15 protein-coding genes are annotated in these 14289 nt (G+C 37.1%); 6 read left to right on the top strand and 9 right to left on the bottom strand.

Translation table 11 applies throughout. From position 1 onward, the window contains the following. Positions 1–8: 8 nt before the first annotated feature. The 6 genes from LNTAR_RS05875 to LNTAR_RS25225 all read right to left on the bottom strand — a co-directional run bounded on the left by LNTAR_RS05875 (position 9) and on the right by LNTAR_RS25225 (position 5975). Positions 9–1226, bottom strand: coding sequence for a restriction endonuclease subunit S (locus LNTAR_RS05875; RefSeq protein WP_007277735.1), 1218 nt, complete (start codon positions 1224–1226; stop codon positions 9–11). A 1-nt stretch (position 1227) separates the two neighbouring features. Beyond that, a complete protein-coding gene (locus LNTAR_RS05870; RefSeq protein WP_007277734.1) occupies positions 1228–3816 on the bottom strand; it encodes a type I restriction-modification system subunit M in 2589 nt (862 codons plus the stop codon). 34 nt (positions 3817–3850) lie between these two features. Next, positions 3851–4741, bottom strand: coding sequence for a hypothetical protein (locus tag LNTAR_RS05865; RefSeq protein WP_007277733.1), 891 nt, complete (start codon positions 4739–4741; stop codon positions 3851–3853). After that, a complete protein-coding gene (locus tag LNTAR_RS05860) occupies positions 4742–5263 on the bottom strand; it encodes a hypothetical protein (RefSeq protein WP_007277732.1) in 522 nt (173 codons plus the stop codon). A gap of 18 nt (positions 5264–5281) precedes the next feature. Continuing rightward, complete coding sequence (locus tag LNTAR_RS26540) at positions 5282–5413, bottom strand: excisionase family DNA-binding protein (protein WP_007277731.1); 132 nt, start codon at positions 5411–5413, stop codon at positions 5282–5284. A gap of 139 nt (positions 5414–5552) precedes the next feature. Further along, on the bottom strand, positions 5553–5975 hold the full coding sequence (locus tag LNTAR_RS25225) for a DUF3293 domain-containing protein (RefSeq protein ID WP_007277730.1): 423 nt from the start codon (positions 5973–5975) through the stop codon (positions 5553–5555). Between the two features lie 180 nt (positions 5976–6155). On the opposite strand from LNTAR_RS25225, the gene LNTAR_RS05845 reads away from it, so the two are divergent. Genes LNTAR_RS05845 through LNTAR_RS05835 form a run of 3 tightly spaced genes read left to right on the top strand, consistent with a single transcriptional unit; the run spans position 6156 to position 8284 of the window. Then, on the top strand, positions 6156–7109 hold the full coding sequence (locus LNTAR_RS05845) for a metallophosphoesterase (protein ID WP_007277729.1): 954 nt from the start codon (positions 6156–6158) through the stop codon (positions 7107–7109). Between the two features lie 4 nt (positions 7110–7113). After that, complete coding sequence (locus LNTAR_RS05840; RefSeq protein ID WP_007277728.1) at positions 7114–7761, top strand: HEPN domain-containing protein; 648 nt, start codon at positions 7114–7116, stop codon at positions 7759–7761. A gap of 46 nt (positions 7762–7807) precedes the next feature. Next, positions 7808–8284, top strand: coding sequence for a hypothetical protein (locus LNTAR_RS05835; RefSeq protein ID WP_007277727.1), 477 nt, complete (start codon positions 7808–7810; stop codon positions 8282–8284). A gap of 335 nt (positions 8285–8619) precedes the next feature. On the opposite strand, the gene LNTAR_RS05830 is transcribed toward LNTAR_RS05835, so the two are convergent. From LNTAR_RS05830 to LNTAR_RS05820, 3 genes are all read right to left on the bottom strand, one after another. Continuing rightward, complete coding sequence (locus tag LNTAR_RS05830) at positions 8620–9504, bottom strand: hypothetical protein (protein WP_007277726.1); 885 nt, start codon at positions 9502–9504, stop codon at positions 8620–8622. 85 nt (positions 9505–9589) lie between these two features. Beyond that, entirely contained in the window at positions 9590–10234 is a 645-nt protein-coding gene (locus LNTAR_RS05825) for a hypothetical protein (protein ID WP_040914362.1), read from the bottom strand. Between the two features lie 305 nt (positions 10235–10539). After that, on the bottom strand, positions 10540–11097 hold the full coding sequence (locus tag LNTAR_RS05820) for a helix-turn-helix domain-containing protein (protein ID WP_007277725.1): 558 nt from the start codon (positions 11095–11097) through the stop codon (positions 10540–10542). A gap of 166 nt (positions 11098–11263) precedes the next feature. Here LNTAR_RS05820 and LNTAR_RS05815 point away from each other — a divergent pair, with 166 nt between their 5' ends. The 3 genes from LNTAR_RS05815 to LNTAR_RS27105 all read left to right on the top strand — a co-directional run bounded on the left by LNTAR_RS05815 (position 11264) and on the right by LNTAR_RS27105 (position 14155). Further along, positions 11264–12895 (top strand): hypothetical protein, encoded by a 1632-nt coding sequence (locus tag LNTAR_RS05815; RefSeq protein WP_007277724.1) that lies wholly within the window; start codon positions 11264–11266, stop codon positions 12893–12895. Between the two features lie 825 nt (positions 12896–13720). Beyond that, complete coding sequence (locus LNTAR_RS05810; RefSeq protein ID WP_007277723.1) at positions 13721–13945, top strand: hypothetical protein; 225 nt, start codon at positions 13721–13723, stop codon at positions 13943–13945. Between the two features lie 39 nt (positions 13946–13984). Continuing rightward, positions 13985–14155: a hypothetical protein gene (locus tag LNTAR_RS27105; RefSeq protein WP_007277722.1), complete on the top strand. Its 171-nt coding sequence runs from the start codon at positions 13985–13987 to the stop codon at positions 14153–14155. The last annotated feature ends 134 nt before the right edge of the window (positions 14156–14289 follow it).

Here is a 14289-nt window from a genome sequence, read left to right as displayed (position 1 = left end):
CATTCCCCCTATACAAACATCTTGCTCAAGCAAGCTTGTTTAATGTTCTGAAGTTTTTGAATTTGTTGATCGTGCTGGCTTATTAAATTGTCGAGAGATTTAAAGTAAGAACCAATTTTTTCTTGTTCTTGGATTTTCTCCGGTAGGCTCAATCCCAAATTCATCATGACTGATGCATTAAGTTTAGCTCGTCCGCCTCCAACTAAAAACGGTTCAATATCTATTTGTGAAATGGCATACTTAAGATACAGGGTGGAGGTCTTGTAGTTTTTCCCCTGAAGAACATGTGCATGATTATTAACCCATATTTTTCCAGTAACATAATTGATGGGATAATTTTTCAGATCATTAGCACCGTCCTCTGCTAATAAGACATATTCGCCTTCATGAGTGAAGCCTTCAACATAATCTTGAATACCATTAGCCCCGTAATATGGTGTCACACCAGCTATTCTATCTTTTGCTGTTATAGGAACCCTAGAGTTATCGTGTTTAGTAGCAACTTCGTCTAAAGTTTGAAATTCCCAATCACCACTAAAACCTTTGAAACGAATTTCTGGCACTGACTGCCCCGCTTGTGGGAACATCTTTTTGAGCATCGCTTTTTTAATATTTTGGAGCTTCTTATGCTTTTCTTGATGATTATTAATCAACTTATCGACTTGCTGAAAGTACTTACCGATTTTGGCTTGTTCTTGTTTATCCACAGGAAATGAAACGGTAAAGATTGAGACATCCTTTTTAGTCAGTTGAGGCTGAGCGCTACCGAATGTAATGGTACTAATTTGTCTCCTGCCAAGTGGCGACATCAATAAACAGGTTATAAAAGTAGGGGTCAGCATATTTTTACAACGAATAATTAACATTCCCGAATTAATGCGTGCAAATGGTATTTCTTGATGAATCTCACCACTATACCAAGCAACATTCCCGACTGAACCTCTTGATGTTATGATAATATCATCAAGAGATAACATGCCGTTACCCATCGCATCGGATTTTTTCTTTATTATATATTGATTAGTATTAAATATAAAACCGCTTTTAGTAACATTGGATGCATTTAGAAAAAGGGTATGTCCACTTGTGTTCAAGTCATCTCCACTGGGATAGTTACTACCTCGATCTCCATCAATTATATCTGCAACTTCCATCAATGGGCTTTCTTTCCAACATCCATTTAATCCTTTAAATCTTAAAACTGGTTCTACAGAATTATTATGCATATCAAGAACCTTCAAATAGTTTTTGTAGCTCAGTCATTCCTTCAAGGTCGAATTCATTCCCAGTAAGTTCACTCATCAAGCCAAGGAGAGACTGCTCTGTTTCTCTAATCTTACTCTCAACTTCTCCATAAGTCACCGCATACTTATCGGCCAAGATTTGAACTTGATTAGCCAAATTAGAAATAAGCGAGTCAGATAATTCGTCGATTTCTTGGACTAAGGGACAGATCCACTTGAGTTTCAGAAGCTCATTGACGCCTTCATCAGAAAGATTTTCGATAGTATCTTTCGTTTTTGAGTGAAGAGCCAGCTCAGCCTCTTTAAGGGCTTTTTTGACTTTCTTCTCTTCTGCAATTAAATCGGCGACTTGGATAATTTTAGCTTCGTAACTTTCTTCGGGGAAAGCTCCTTGCTTTTTAGCCTCCGCTTTGAACTGCTTAGCTTCTTTAGCCACTATGGTATTTACAAAACCATCCTGACTTTCTTTGATGCTTTCGCCTTCTTTATCTTCTTCGGAGAGTGAATCCAAAATCTCTTCAAGACATCCCGATATTTCTGCGAGGCGATTTTCTTGCGCTCGTAAAGCCTCTAAGTCATCGGCAAGAAGTGTCTCCTGCACAAGAGTAAATGGCAAGATATGACCTGCCCAGCCGTCTTGCACCGTGACATCTTTACCACTTTTCTTTTTGGTCACCATATTGGCATCAACTTGCTTAGTCGCTTCAAAGCCTTCGGTCTGCATCATTTCCAAATCGTTTGATATGACTTGCCAATAATTATTGAGAATCTGATAAGCCGCATAACGATCCACTAATTCAACTGAACTCAAGCGATCAAAAAGTTCTTCCGCCAAAGTCGCTTCATGGCGATCGCGATTTATGCTTTGCCAATTTGTAATTAGCTGATTTTCAAGTGATTCATCAAAGCCGGTAAAAGTTTCTTGGTAAGACTTTTTGAAATTCACCAAATCAGAATGCTCGGTGATGCTCTGCCTAACGAGGCTCGATTCCACGGCCAAGTTGGAATAAGCTTCATTTTTCGGGCTAAATAAGGTTTTTCGTAAGTCAGAGAAAGCTGACCAATAGGATTTTAATTGATCTATTTCACTATTGGGAATGCCCCCTAACATCGTAGCGTGGAGATCCCAGTTTTCAGCATCTTCGGATGAATCTACATAACGAGGGATATTCAGGTTATATTCATTCTCACGAATCTCAGATTTTTTAACAAGTCTAGAGAATTTATCTCTATCATCTCGATTAATCACCGTATCAACAACTCGTTTGATGTCTGAGGCTTGAAGCTTATTACTTTTACCTTCTTTGATAAAGTGCTTAGAAGCATCAACTATTAAGACATCATCACCTTGTCTTTTTTGTCTTAGAACTAAAATGATTGTCGGGATCCCTGTGCCAAAGAAGATATTTGCAGGTAAGCCGATAATCGTTTCGATGTGATTATTTTCAATGAGTTGTTTACGGATCTCGCCTTCTTCCCCAACGCGGAAAAGAACCCCATGAGGCAAGACAATACTCATAATGCCATCTGGCTTGACGTGATACAGGTCGTGAAGTAGGAAAGCAAAATCTGCCTTCGTTTTCGGGGCTAATCCAAAACGCGCATAACGTGGGTCGGTTTCTTTATTAACCGAGTCCCACTTTTGTGAATAAGGCGGGTTGGAGACAACCGCATCGACACGAAGGTGCCGGTAAGAACCATGTGGATCATTGTCATCGAAGTAAGGCCAATCTTCTTCTAAGGTATCACCATTTCGAACTTCAATATTATTGGGAAGGATACCACGCATAATGAGGTTCATACGGGTTAAGTTATAAGTATTTCCTTTTAATTCCTGGGCATAATATTTAATACTGTCTTTATTCTCGATGTATTTAGCTACCGAAGTACCGATATTTATCAATAGAGAACCTGAACCACTTGTAGGGTCGTAGATCTCGATTGTTTCATTTCCTTTGAGGTGGTGAGCCGTAATTTCGGACATAAGTAAAGAGACTTCATGCGGAGTATAAAATTCGCCTGCTTTCTTACCTGCATTAGCGGCAAATTTTTCGATTAGGTATTCATAGATAAAACCAAGAACATCATAGCCTTGTTGACCGTCCATGGGAATATTCTTAATGAGGTGTAAAAGGTCATTAATCGCTTTCGTTTGCTTCTGAGCACTTTCACCAAGTTTACTTAAACCCGTCTCCAGAGTATTAAAAATTCCATCAAAAAGCTTTTTATGATTGGGGTGAATCAAACGCCCAAAAGCAGATAAGGCATCACGCACATTCGCAACAGTAAATTCCGTTTCAGGTTTCAACCAAGTAGAAAACAAATCATCGTAAGAAATGAAGTAGCCAAGTTCTTGCTTAAAGTAATCTACTGTAGCCTCATCCTCTTCATTTAACCCCTCAATATCTTCCTCTGTCATTCCTTGCTCAAGGGCAAAATTGGTGAGCTGAACGGAAAGATATTTATAGAAGATAAAGCCCAGGATATAATCTTTATACTCATTCGCTTCGATCTTAGATCGCATCTGGTTCGCAGACTCCCAGATTTTTGCTGCTAACTCTTGTTTATTCATGTGTGGTCTTTTTTCCTAGTAAAATTTTAGTAAATCACTCAGCATCACGCTTTGAGTTTGTTTCGTAAAGTTTTTGGGTAATGGCACCCTTATAAATCTCTTCATTCAAAAACTGTAAAAGCTTCTTAGCTTTGGTTTTATCGGTTGGGAATATTATTTGCTCATGTCCCGCAGATGTATCAATTTCGATTTCTACCTCATAACCACTTGCATCACCTCTTATTTGGCTAGGTGTGTAGCTATCCAAAACGCCAGAGTCTTTAAGCATGGAAAAACGGGTTTTGAACCACTGACTAGCTTTATGTGCTAAAGCTTCAGGTCTATCGATAGAAATATTATCATGTTGTAAAATTTCAATAATTTGAGTCTCAGTCACTTCTCTATAGAAGTCACCTAAAGGCAAGAAAACGTTAGTTGTTCGGAAGTTTTGAAAAAGAAGCTTTAGCTCATCTTTAAAGACAACCGCATCTAATTTATTCCCTAAAGTTAAGCCTGGTTTATTGGAGCTTGTATAAGTGTCACTTGCCAGGAACAAAGATCTTCCTGGTTGAATAATATGAGACTTCATGAATTTTTGAAAAAGCATCAACTCATTACCTTCTTCATCTTGAGCAAAAGCTATTATCGCTTTTACAGAATTGAGCTGGTCAGCGCAGGAGGCTATTGAGGTTAAATTACGAGTGTGCTCGCGGCTAATATTTAAGTGTTCGAGGAGCTCAAAGTCATTAATCACAAAACGTTCATCATCATTAGGGGTGTAACCAGCAGAAAAAACAACCTCCTGTGTCTCCGAGGTAAAAGCAAGGTATTGTTCAGTCCACAAGACTTCTAAGCTTTCTTGTAAATCCCTGTGAATTGGGATACGTAATAGTGACTCTTCATTATTTCTTTTTATATAAGTGGTTAACTGTAAGTTACGTAACATTTATTTTCCCTCAACTTCTATTCGGATATTATGCGCAATCTCAACTGTATCTATATTAGAATTTGGCGTTCTTACTTCATTTTTTGTAATAAGTAAATAACTTAGTCCATCATCGCTTTTGACACTGTAAAAATGAAAACCCAGAAAGCCCATTACAGGATTGAAGTGAAAAGCATTTGCATGGGCAAGGGTAAAGAAAATAACGCCAATGATATACGCGCCGGTAAACCACTCGCCTGTAAAAGAAAGCTTATCGGAAGAAATAAACGGTAGTAGATAGGTTAATAAAAATGCCAGCATTTCTTTGTCTTTACTTTCAAATTCTTTGATTGTAAAAGTATTGATTCCTGGTCCCTTAGTTCTTAAATAAGTTAATAGCCCCCAACAGATCAAAATAAGCAATAACGCTATAACTAGCCATTGCCAATAAGCTTGTTTAGTCGCCCATTTATTGATGGCCACGGCCCCGAGCAAAGGGGACAATGATGTTGCTATTAGCAGCAACTTAGCAAAAGTATTCATAAATCCCTCCCATAAATTTCACTTACCTCCTTCTGAGGCTCCACCGGCCTTAATCCATTGATCCACTGCGTCCTTTTTGAATTTCCAGTGACGTCCAACTTTGTGGCCTGGCATCTTTTTTTCATCAGAAGCTAGCCAGCGATCTTCCACAAGTTTTCTCCCAAGTTGATATCCAAATTAGATCATAAAGAAAAAAGGTATCATGTTAATGGAGACGATCAAGTATAAATAAAGATGCGAAACGAGTCTTTGTGCTTTTTATCGTTTGACAACTTTTTATATATCTTGATTAATCTCGAGTCCAAATGAGCTCAGGATTTTTATATATCTCCCCAAAGACAATAGCATTTTGTTGGTATTTCTGGCCAAGTTGAATAGCATCGTCACGAGATATTCCAGTAATTAAAAAACTATCTTCACCGGAATACTCTCCAGAGGGATCTATACCTTTTCCTGATATAACCTGTATATCTTGTACGTTTAAATCCTCTAATAGCGTTTGATTACGACTGTGATTCTCGGTATCGGTTGTTTCATTTAGAGAATAAGGATTCCACGCAGTTATAAAGGCCCAAGTGTTATGATTAGAAGCCTTTAGAAAAGAATTTAACTGGGGGTTATTAATACCTATTTTTATCGATGTTGTAAGTTCTTTATCAAAAACCTGATATTCGGCTTTAAGATAGTTTTCGATGTGCTGTTCTTTAGTCATAATACGTTCCATTACTCATTTTTGTATTTTGGCCGAATGGCGTATACCTATAAAGGAAGTGTAAACCTATTCTTTAGTTAAGTTTTTTCGATATCTGTATTCAAAGTAGAAGCTATTTACTAGGAAAGAAATAGTTTAACAGTTAGTTTTAACCTAGAGAAATCAAATCAAAGAGAAACAATGAATAAATACGATGTTATTGGCGATGTTCATGGTTATGCGGATGAACTGGAAGTACTGCTGAAGAAGTTAGGTTATCAGAAAATTTCAGGAGTGTATCGTCACCCACAAGGACGGCAAGTGATTTTTATTGGTGATCTTATTGATAAGGGTCCAAAGATTCGCCAAGTTTTAGAAATAGCCAAGTCGATGTGTGATGAAGGAACCGCTCTGGCGGTGCTAGGGAACCATGAGTACAATGCGATTTGTTATCATACTATGGATCGTTCAGGTTTGTCTCCTTTGCGCGCCAATGAGGGTAATAATCTCACCCAACATCAAGAAACACTACTGGCTTTTAAAGAACATGAGTCCGAATGGAAGACGTACTTAAAATGGTTTCGATCTTTGCCGATCTACTTGAACTTAGAAGGACTTAATATTGTTCATGCCTGTTGGGATGAAAAGTATATAGGCTTCTTAGAAAACCAACAAAATAATTATGGTGCACACGCCCTGAAAGACGATGAATTCCTTTACGCTTCCGCGATAAAGAATAGTAAGGAATACAATGCCATTGAAAACTTACTTAAGGGCAAAGAAGTTGGTTTACCAGAAGGGAAGTGTTTCTTGGATAAAGGAAATAATGAACGTTCGAGAATCCGTACTCAGTGGTGGCTTAGTAAGCCAGATTTAATCGATGTAAAGAGTTCCATGGAGATAGCACTCACAGTGCCTGAGGTATCTCAAGCATCACTTCAAGATGTTGAATTTGATTTTGGACAAATGAAAGAGGGTTTTATAGGTTTACCTAATACGGGTTTGACTCTTGTGGGGCATTACACTTTTAAAAATGAGGCAGCACCGATTAATGAACGAATTGCTTGTCTAGATTATAGCGGAGCCAAGGCGCTGATGGCCTATAGCTGGAGCGGTGAACCCACTCTATTAAAAGAAAATTTTACCATGGTGTAAGCGAATGGATAGAGCAATAGAAAAGTGTCGAAGTGATTGGGAAGAGGTCTGTGCGGATTACGAGATTGAAGAAAACCTTCGTATACGCTTACATCGTTGCTTTTCTTGGGCGGCAAGAATTGAGCCTCATCAAGGTAATGATTCGCTAGATGAAGCGTTTTTATCCGCGTGGTTAGCCTTCAATAGCCTGTTTGCTCGTATAGATGCTAACACAAACCAGTTCCTTCCTGAGAAAGAGAGCATGACTGAGTTTCTTCAACAGGTTTTACGCATTGATCGACAGAATAAGATCAAGCAATTCCTCGGTGAAAGTAAATGGCAAATGGAGCAATTGCTTCAATGTAAATTCCTTCAACAGAGCTTTTGGCGTGACCTCGGTGAAGATCAGAGTTCAAGCACATTTAAAGATAGCTTTAGTTTCTTTCGCCGTAAGGGGGAAGATGTCGTACTCAAACAAGTCTTATTGAGAATCTACCTAATGCGAAATCAACTTGTTCATGGTGGCGCGACTTATGGGTCTAAAATGAATCGTCACACGCTCATGCTATGCCTTTTCGTCCTACAACCCTTCCTAAACTGCATTATCGATATCCTAGTTCACGAGGGCTCAGACGTGAACCTCGGCTCGCTCCCATATCCACCAGTGAGATAAACACATGTTAATAGAATTATATAAAATTTAAGAGAAGGAAAACTTTATGAGTATTATCAGGAATTTAGTTTTGTTTATGAGCCTGTCTTCATTGGTCTGTGCAGAAGAACTGAAAGACGTAGGAGGTGATTTTAGTCATCAACCTGAGTTTACTTGTGTTGAGAATTATGAGGGCTCAGAAGCCAAAGTCCGAGTCACTTGCGAAAACAAAACTTGGTCAATTCAGTTCCAAACTGAAGGTTGGTCAAATGAAGTCCAAGACTATGCCAAGTTTGTTGGAACTGGTGGCGGCGGTGTAGCCCAGATCTTCCAAGAAGATGTCAATAATGATGGAGTCAAAGAATTCGTGACCGTACTCTATAAGGGCGAAGGCAATGGTGATGAAGTCTTCTGGAACGAAGTCATTTTCTGGTTCAAAGATGGCACGCAAAAGCGAACGTGGGTAAAAGACTTTGATCACAAAAAGATGAGGCACTACCTCAAAACCATCAAGCCTAAACTCAGCGCACCCAAAGCCGTTTAAAGCTCATCTAGGCGCGCCTAAGGCCTCTTGATTAAGGTGGCAGCAAGAACGTATACGTAAGAGTTGGTTATGAAATAAAACGACTTGTTTCAAAATTGAGCTCAAATACAAGCCTTGACGATTTTTTAGACAATGGCGTAATGGCGATGCCTCGGTGTGTTTTAACTATATTACAAGGCTAATCAAAGGCTTATGTAAATCGAAGCTAACTCAAATAAAAAGTAGCGTTGAAAAATGCGTGTAAAAATTGAGTTAGAGACAAAAAAGCCCACTTAAACTTGGCAGTATAAGTGGACTGGCTATTTTTGACTTTAGCCTCTAGTCAAATTTGATCTTTATATCCCGTAATCATCCATTTCCTCTTCCCACTCATCAAGTAGATCTTCTAAGTCACCAGCATTCTCATCAGTGTAAAAAGTGATTTTATCTCGATCAGGACAAATATAGTGTGAGAGTTCTGAAACCATTTTTTTAGCAACTATTTCATCTGGAATATGGCCTATGAATGTATCTCTTGCTAAGTCTATAAAGTCTACTCGTTCTTGATCACTTGAGATTGGAACATCAAGAGCGTCAACCATCAAATTATCGATCCAATAATCACCATGGAAATCTCCATAGTTGGGAATGACTTCTCTTAATATATTGGGTAAATGATATTGGTCATTATATGGAATGTGTGGCAAGGGTTTCATAAGTAAAAAATATTTTGTATAGTGGACCAAATACGAGAAATTAAAAAACTCGATGAGATCATCTAGAATCCAAAATAATTTTTTCCATGTCCATAGAGATGCGTAATCAGTGATTTCTAATACGTCAACCGTATTTAAAATTGGCTGAATCGTCTCCCATAGTAAAATACAATTTTTGTCTGAGATATTATGTACATGCATATGGGAATTTATTAGCCACCAAAGCATATGGATCACGCTGTTATCAAATGATGAATAATGCAGTTTTTTGTGATTCTGGAAAGCGATTCTATAAAATTCGCAAATCAGTATCAACTTAAATTTAAGAGCTTGTGGAAAGTCATCAAAATCAGTAGCACATTCATTTTTTAAAACAGTTTTTAACTTCTCCAAAATAGATTGTTTATACATTTTGCTTTTTTGATAGGAACTAATGGTTTTGAGATCCGTCGTAAACCAAAGGTCATTTAGAATTTCTTTGATTAATTCATTCTCACTTTGAATAATAGTAGTGTTATTTTTCATATTTAAGTTCCGTAATGTGAATTGATTCAATGAGGTGTGAGAGAATCCAGCCACTCATGAAAATAGCTGGATTATAATCAGGTTTTTAATGACTACATTCGTCCTCACTTGAAGAATGATTCATCTTCAGATAATGAAGGTCTTCCAGTATATCTTCACAATATGTTAAACGTTTTTTATGGTAATCCATCAGGCACCGCATCAGCAGAACTGACGGCTCAACTGGGAAATGGTGTGGACAAATATCACGGAGTGTCTGATACACCGGCAAAAAATCGTTGCTACAGATAATAAGCTCAGCGATATTCTGATAATTTGCAGCTTTGTAATATGGGTCACGATAATTGAGCTTGCAAAGGTTAGCCCATATAGTTAAATGTTTACAACGGATATGATGGCAACCGGAAGCATAACTTTCTTCAGCAAGGTAATTAATTAGATTAATTTGCGGTAGCAGAAAATCCTCAAATGTTCGGAATTGCTTATACTTTCCGAAGTGAATAGCTTGATAAATCAAGTAATAATGAAGGATGGCGAGCTTGCCATGAGTAATGTGTGTAAGTCGTTTGTCTGCCTGCCACCTTATTAACATTTTTCCAAAGTGCTCAATGATGTTTGTGGTTGTTTTGTTTTTCCATTGAGTAGTCTCGAATTTCACGATTGCTTTTGCGATGGATGAAGGCACACCCAGCGCATTCAGTGTTTGTTGTATTAGTGTTGCGTAATTCATTATTAATCCTTGATTTAAAGTTATTTTTTTATAAAAACTGTGGTAAGCATGATTTTTAATAGGGGGGGACTCTGTAATAGATACGAGTCAATAACTAATTTGATCTCAAAGAGAAGTCTAAGATGCTTGTTGATAATTAACCCTTACATCCTGGGTATATAGTTATCTTATAATTTATCCCGAGTGGAGTTCGAGAAATCTACTTATAATTGAACCCTTGGTTCGGCCTTACTGATTGGGGCTAGTTATAATTATGAATGCGAACATTCTAGTTAAATCTATGGTAGTCAAGCTTTTCATTTTCCTTAAAAAGACCTGACCACACCGACACATTTTTTCTTTGCGGCAATCTCACCGCGCCGGTATCTTTGCGTTTCACTATTGGCGGTTAAGTAGATGTAGTTGGGATCATAGCTATAGAGGCCAAGTAATAAAGTACTGTCCTTGAGTTCAATAATAATTAAGTCTTGCTCCTGCAGCAATTTTACATCTTTCGCGATGATGAGATCGCCGGATACAATACTTGATTCATTAAGTACTTTGTTCGTTTTATAAAAAACGCAATCGGGGTGAGATATATTATGTATAAGATCCATCTGTGCGGAAGACTCAATACGAGTTAAGTCCTTTATTGAATCTTCGTTCTTAAGTATAGTAATAAGCTCATGCACCCGAAGCTCATGCGCTATAAGAGGCTGAATTTTTTTATAAGTGCTATCTCGCATTGACGAGGCAGTCCCATTTAACCATCGAGCTATCTGAGGCTGCGAAACTCCGACTAATTGAGCCAGTTGATTTTGGCTGATTTCTTCTTTATCCATGTAGATTTTGATCGCGGCAATGAGTGGAGTTGTTATTTTCATTTTTAGGTTCCTTGATTTTAAGACGTATTCGTTATATACTTAAACTAAAGTATAATAAACGAATAATCAAGGGGAGAAGAATAAAAAGATCATCAATTTCCTAAATCAGATAAAAAAGTAACTGAAATAAGAAAGAGAATCAAGCTGAAATCGAAGGAACAAAAATATGAGCAGAAAAGCCAATACATTGGAAGCTGGGAATTGTACAGGTCAATTCACGTATAGTAGGAATTTGTATATAGCAATAAAAGCTACTTTTGCTAATACAGGTGTAAAAGGGACCACGAGTGAATTGGAACTAGCTTTTGAAATATGTAACAGGCTCTTGCACACGACACCCAAGGGCGCTTTTTTTGATAAAAAACCATCATATCGAAAGCGGATTTTTGGTAAGGTAGCCAAAGCATTGTGTGAGGCCAAGCTAATCGAATGTGTTGATAATAGATGTCATTATAAGTCAGAGGCTAAGAATAAACCACCGGAGAAACACAGGTACCTACCTCAAGTCTTATTATATAAAGCAGTTATGCTTGGATATCACAGCACAACATTAAATGGGGTGAAGACTCACAAGTATGTTAAAAGAGACTTCTCATGTCAGATTATATTAAATAATGAATCAGGTGTTCCTTTGGGTTGGACAGGGCAACTAATGAAAAAATATCAACAAGGGGATACTGGACTTATTTTCAGTTTTAAATTTTTTTTGAATATATTAGACCGTGAAAAATGCGATTACGAAAAATACCGATTAATGCAAAGTACTTTTAGTGCCATCGGCTGTAATTATACAAATTCTGATTTAATCCCTGTACATGCAAATACATATAATCAAAGCTTGTCAGGAAGAGTTTTTGCTTCTAGTGGTCCGGTCTGTAATCTTCCGAGAAAAGCACGGACTGCTTTGATACCTGTTAACTCTATAAACTGCGTATGGTACCTAGATTATAGTGGATGTGAATTTCATGTTCTTTTAGCGCTGCTAGAATCTAAAGTAATTCCTTATGGTGATCTTTATCAAGCTTTGATTAAACATGTTGCTGAGAGATCTAAGCGACGCTTAACTCTTGATAAGGTAAAAGTTTGTATTACAGAAATTGTTTCCACAAAAAATTGGGAAGCGATGTATAACCTTATAGATACTGGTCGATCTACAAAATCAGCAGAAGAATTTTTATACTTCAGTATAATACTGGCACTTCATGATTTATTTGAAGTTCGTTATAATACCGATTATTTATATCAAAACATAGCGTTGTTGGAAGTACCGGAGGTCATAGAAAAATTATGGAATAGCGAACAGCCACACTCTGAAATCGCCAAACGCCTTCATGAAATCATCAATTCAACATTAAAAAATAAACTTAAGCGACCTTATGTTAAAGAGTGGATTTCGGCAATAAATCACGGCCGCACAAGATCGCGCATTTTATTTAAAAAAGACATCCCCCAAATAAATAGAAGTTGGAACTATATATTTTACTTGGATCTACTCATCAGTGTTTGTACATTGTTTCAATGTGATTATTTAAAGTTTCTGAAAAATGCTGATAAGACATATCCAAAACATATTCTTAAAACTATAAACGCCAAATTCTTTTTCAATGCGTTGGATAGTGCGGTGAGTCCTCATGGAATGGATTTAAGCTTAGGTATCCCCCTTCATGATGGATGGTGTTTTCCGGGTACTGAAAACCAGGCATTGAAGGTTAAAGCATTGATGGAGAAAGCAAGTAAGATGTACACAGGAAGAGTTATCCCTGTGGATATGGAACAAGTGACAATAGATGAAGTTTGATATTTTTTTAGTTAAATATATCGAAAATCCGACCTGAAGTTCATAAGCAATTAAGGACGCCTTAATAGAGGATGATTGTTTTATATTCAAAGTACTGTTTATGAGGTGTTTAAGGCATCTTTTTAAGCTATAAAATGTAACAGCGTAATATTCAATAGGACAGAGCCTTCGCCGCAGGCAAGGAAGGCTGGTTCCTAATCTTCTGATCTCTTTATTTTAATACTCTTTTTTTTTAAACATTCTTTTTATTAGCTCCCCCTTACTTTTTTTAACCAAATCTCGATCACTTCTCATTTAACTAAAAAAATAATTCTCGGTGTCATTAGAAATTTCTTCAGATACGAATTTTACAAGAATTAAATGTTAATATTGAATATTTTACTAGCTCCTCGAAAGTTGAGTTCTTGCTTAAGTCTGAAACCTAAACGATTGCGTAAAAGTTCAATTAACTATTTTTTCTGTTCTTTAACTAGCTAAGGGAATAAAACCGCAATTACGCGACCCAATACGATTTGGCTCTAAGTTCATCTAAAATGATGGTTTTAAATTTTACTTAGGGTGGAGGGATAAATAAATCCTGAAAAAAAATGATGTATAAAGTCCTAAAGACTAGAAGGGGGTGGACTCCAAAAGAAATCCGTTAATGTACTCACTCTCATGGGGCTCAATTTTGGGGTCCGATTTATATATAATAAAAATCGGATAGAAAACCTCGATTCCGTTATTTTTTTGTAGCAGTTTTAGCGAATGTAAAACGTTACTTCATTGTGCGCAATCACGATTTCGTTTTGGTAGAGAACAAACTATAAAACGGAGAAAGTGAAGATGAAGAAAAGAGTGACAATATCAAGTGATAAATACATACATAGACAAATAAAGATCATTGCCGCGGAGCAAGAAATTAGTATTCAGGATGCAACTGATGCGGTATTGATTTTGGGTGTGGATGGATTTAGAGCTAAATATCAAACACGCAAAAACTTAATAGACCAGAGGCAATTAAGTGATTTGCCGATTATTGAAGAAATTACTTTAAGATCGATGAATTAAGCTTTTATGATTGAGAACAAATGTATAAAGGAGAAGAAGATGAGAAGACTATACGCCCTTATACCTGACGACTTATATTGTAAGATTAATCGCTTGAGAATTGAAAGGAACCAAAGTTTGAAATCTATCACCGCTGAAGCAGTGGAGAAATTCCTTAAGGAAGAAAAGAAAAAGGAACTTAACCTGCGAGAAGTTATTGGACGTGATTAAAAAAAATGAGAGAAGCTCAATGTGGCTTCTCTCTTTTAATACAATAGATGTGTAAGAATATTGTTTTTATATGAATGATACGAATAAGGGCTCATGAAGCATCAACAAAACGATACTAACCTTCTTCTGTATAT

It is taken from the genome of Lentisphaera araneosa HTCC2155, from assembly GCF_000170755.1.
Lineage (GTDB): Bacteria > Verrucomicrobiota > Lentisphaeria > Lentisphaerales > Lentisphaeraceae > Lentisphaera > Lentisphaera araneosa.
The sequence above is the reverse complement of the archived record's forward strand: the minus strand, read 5'-3'. Positions and strand labels throughout refer to the sequence as shown.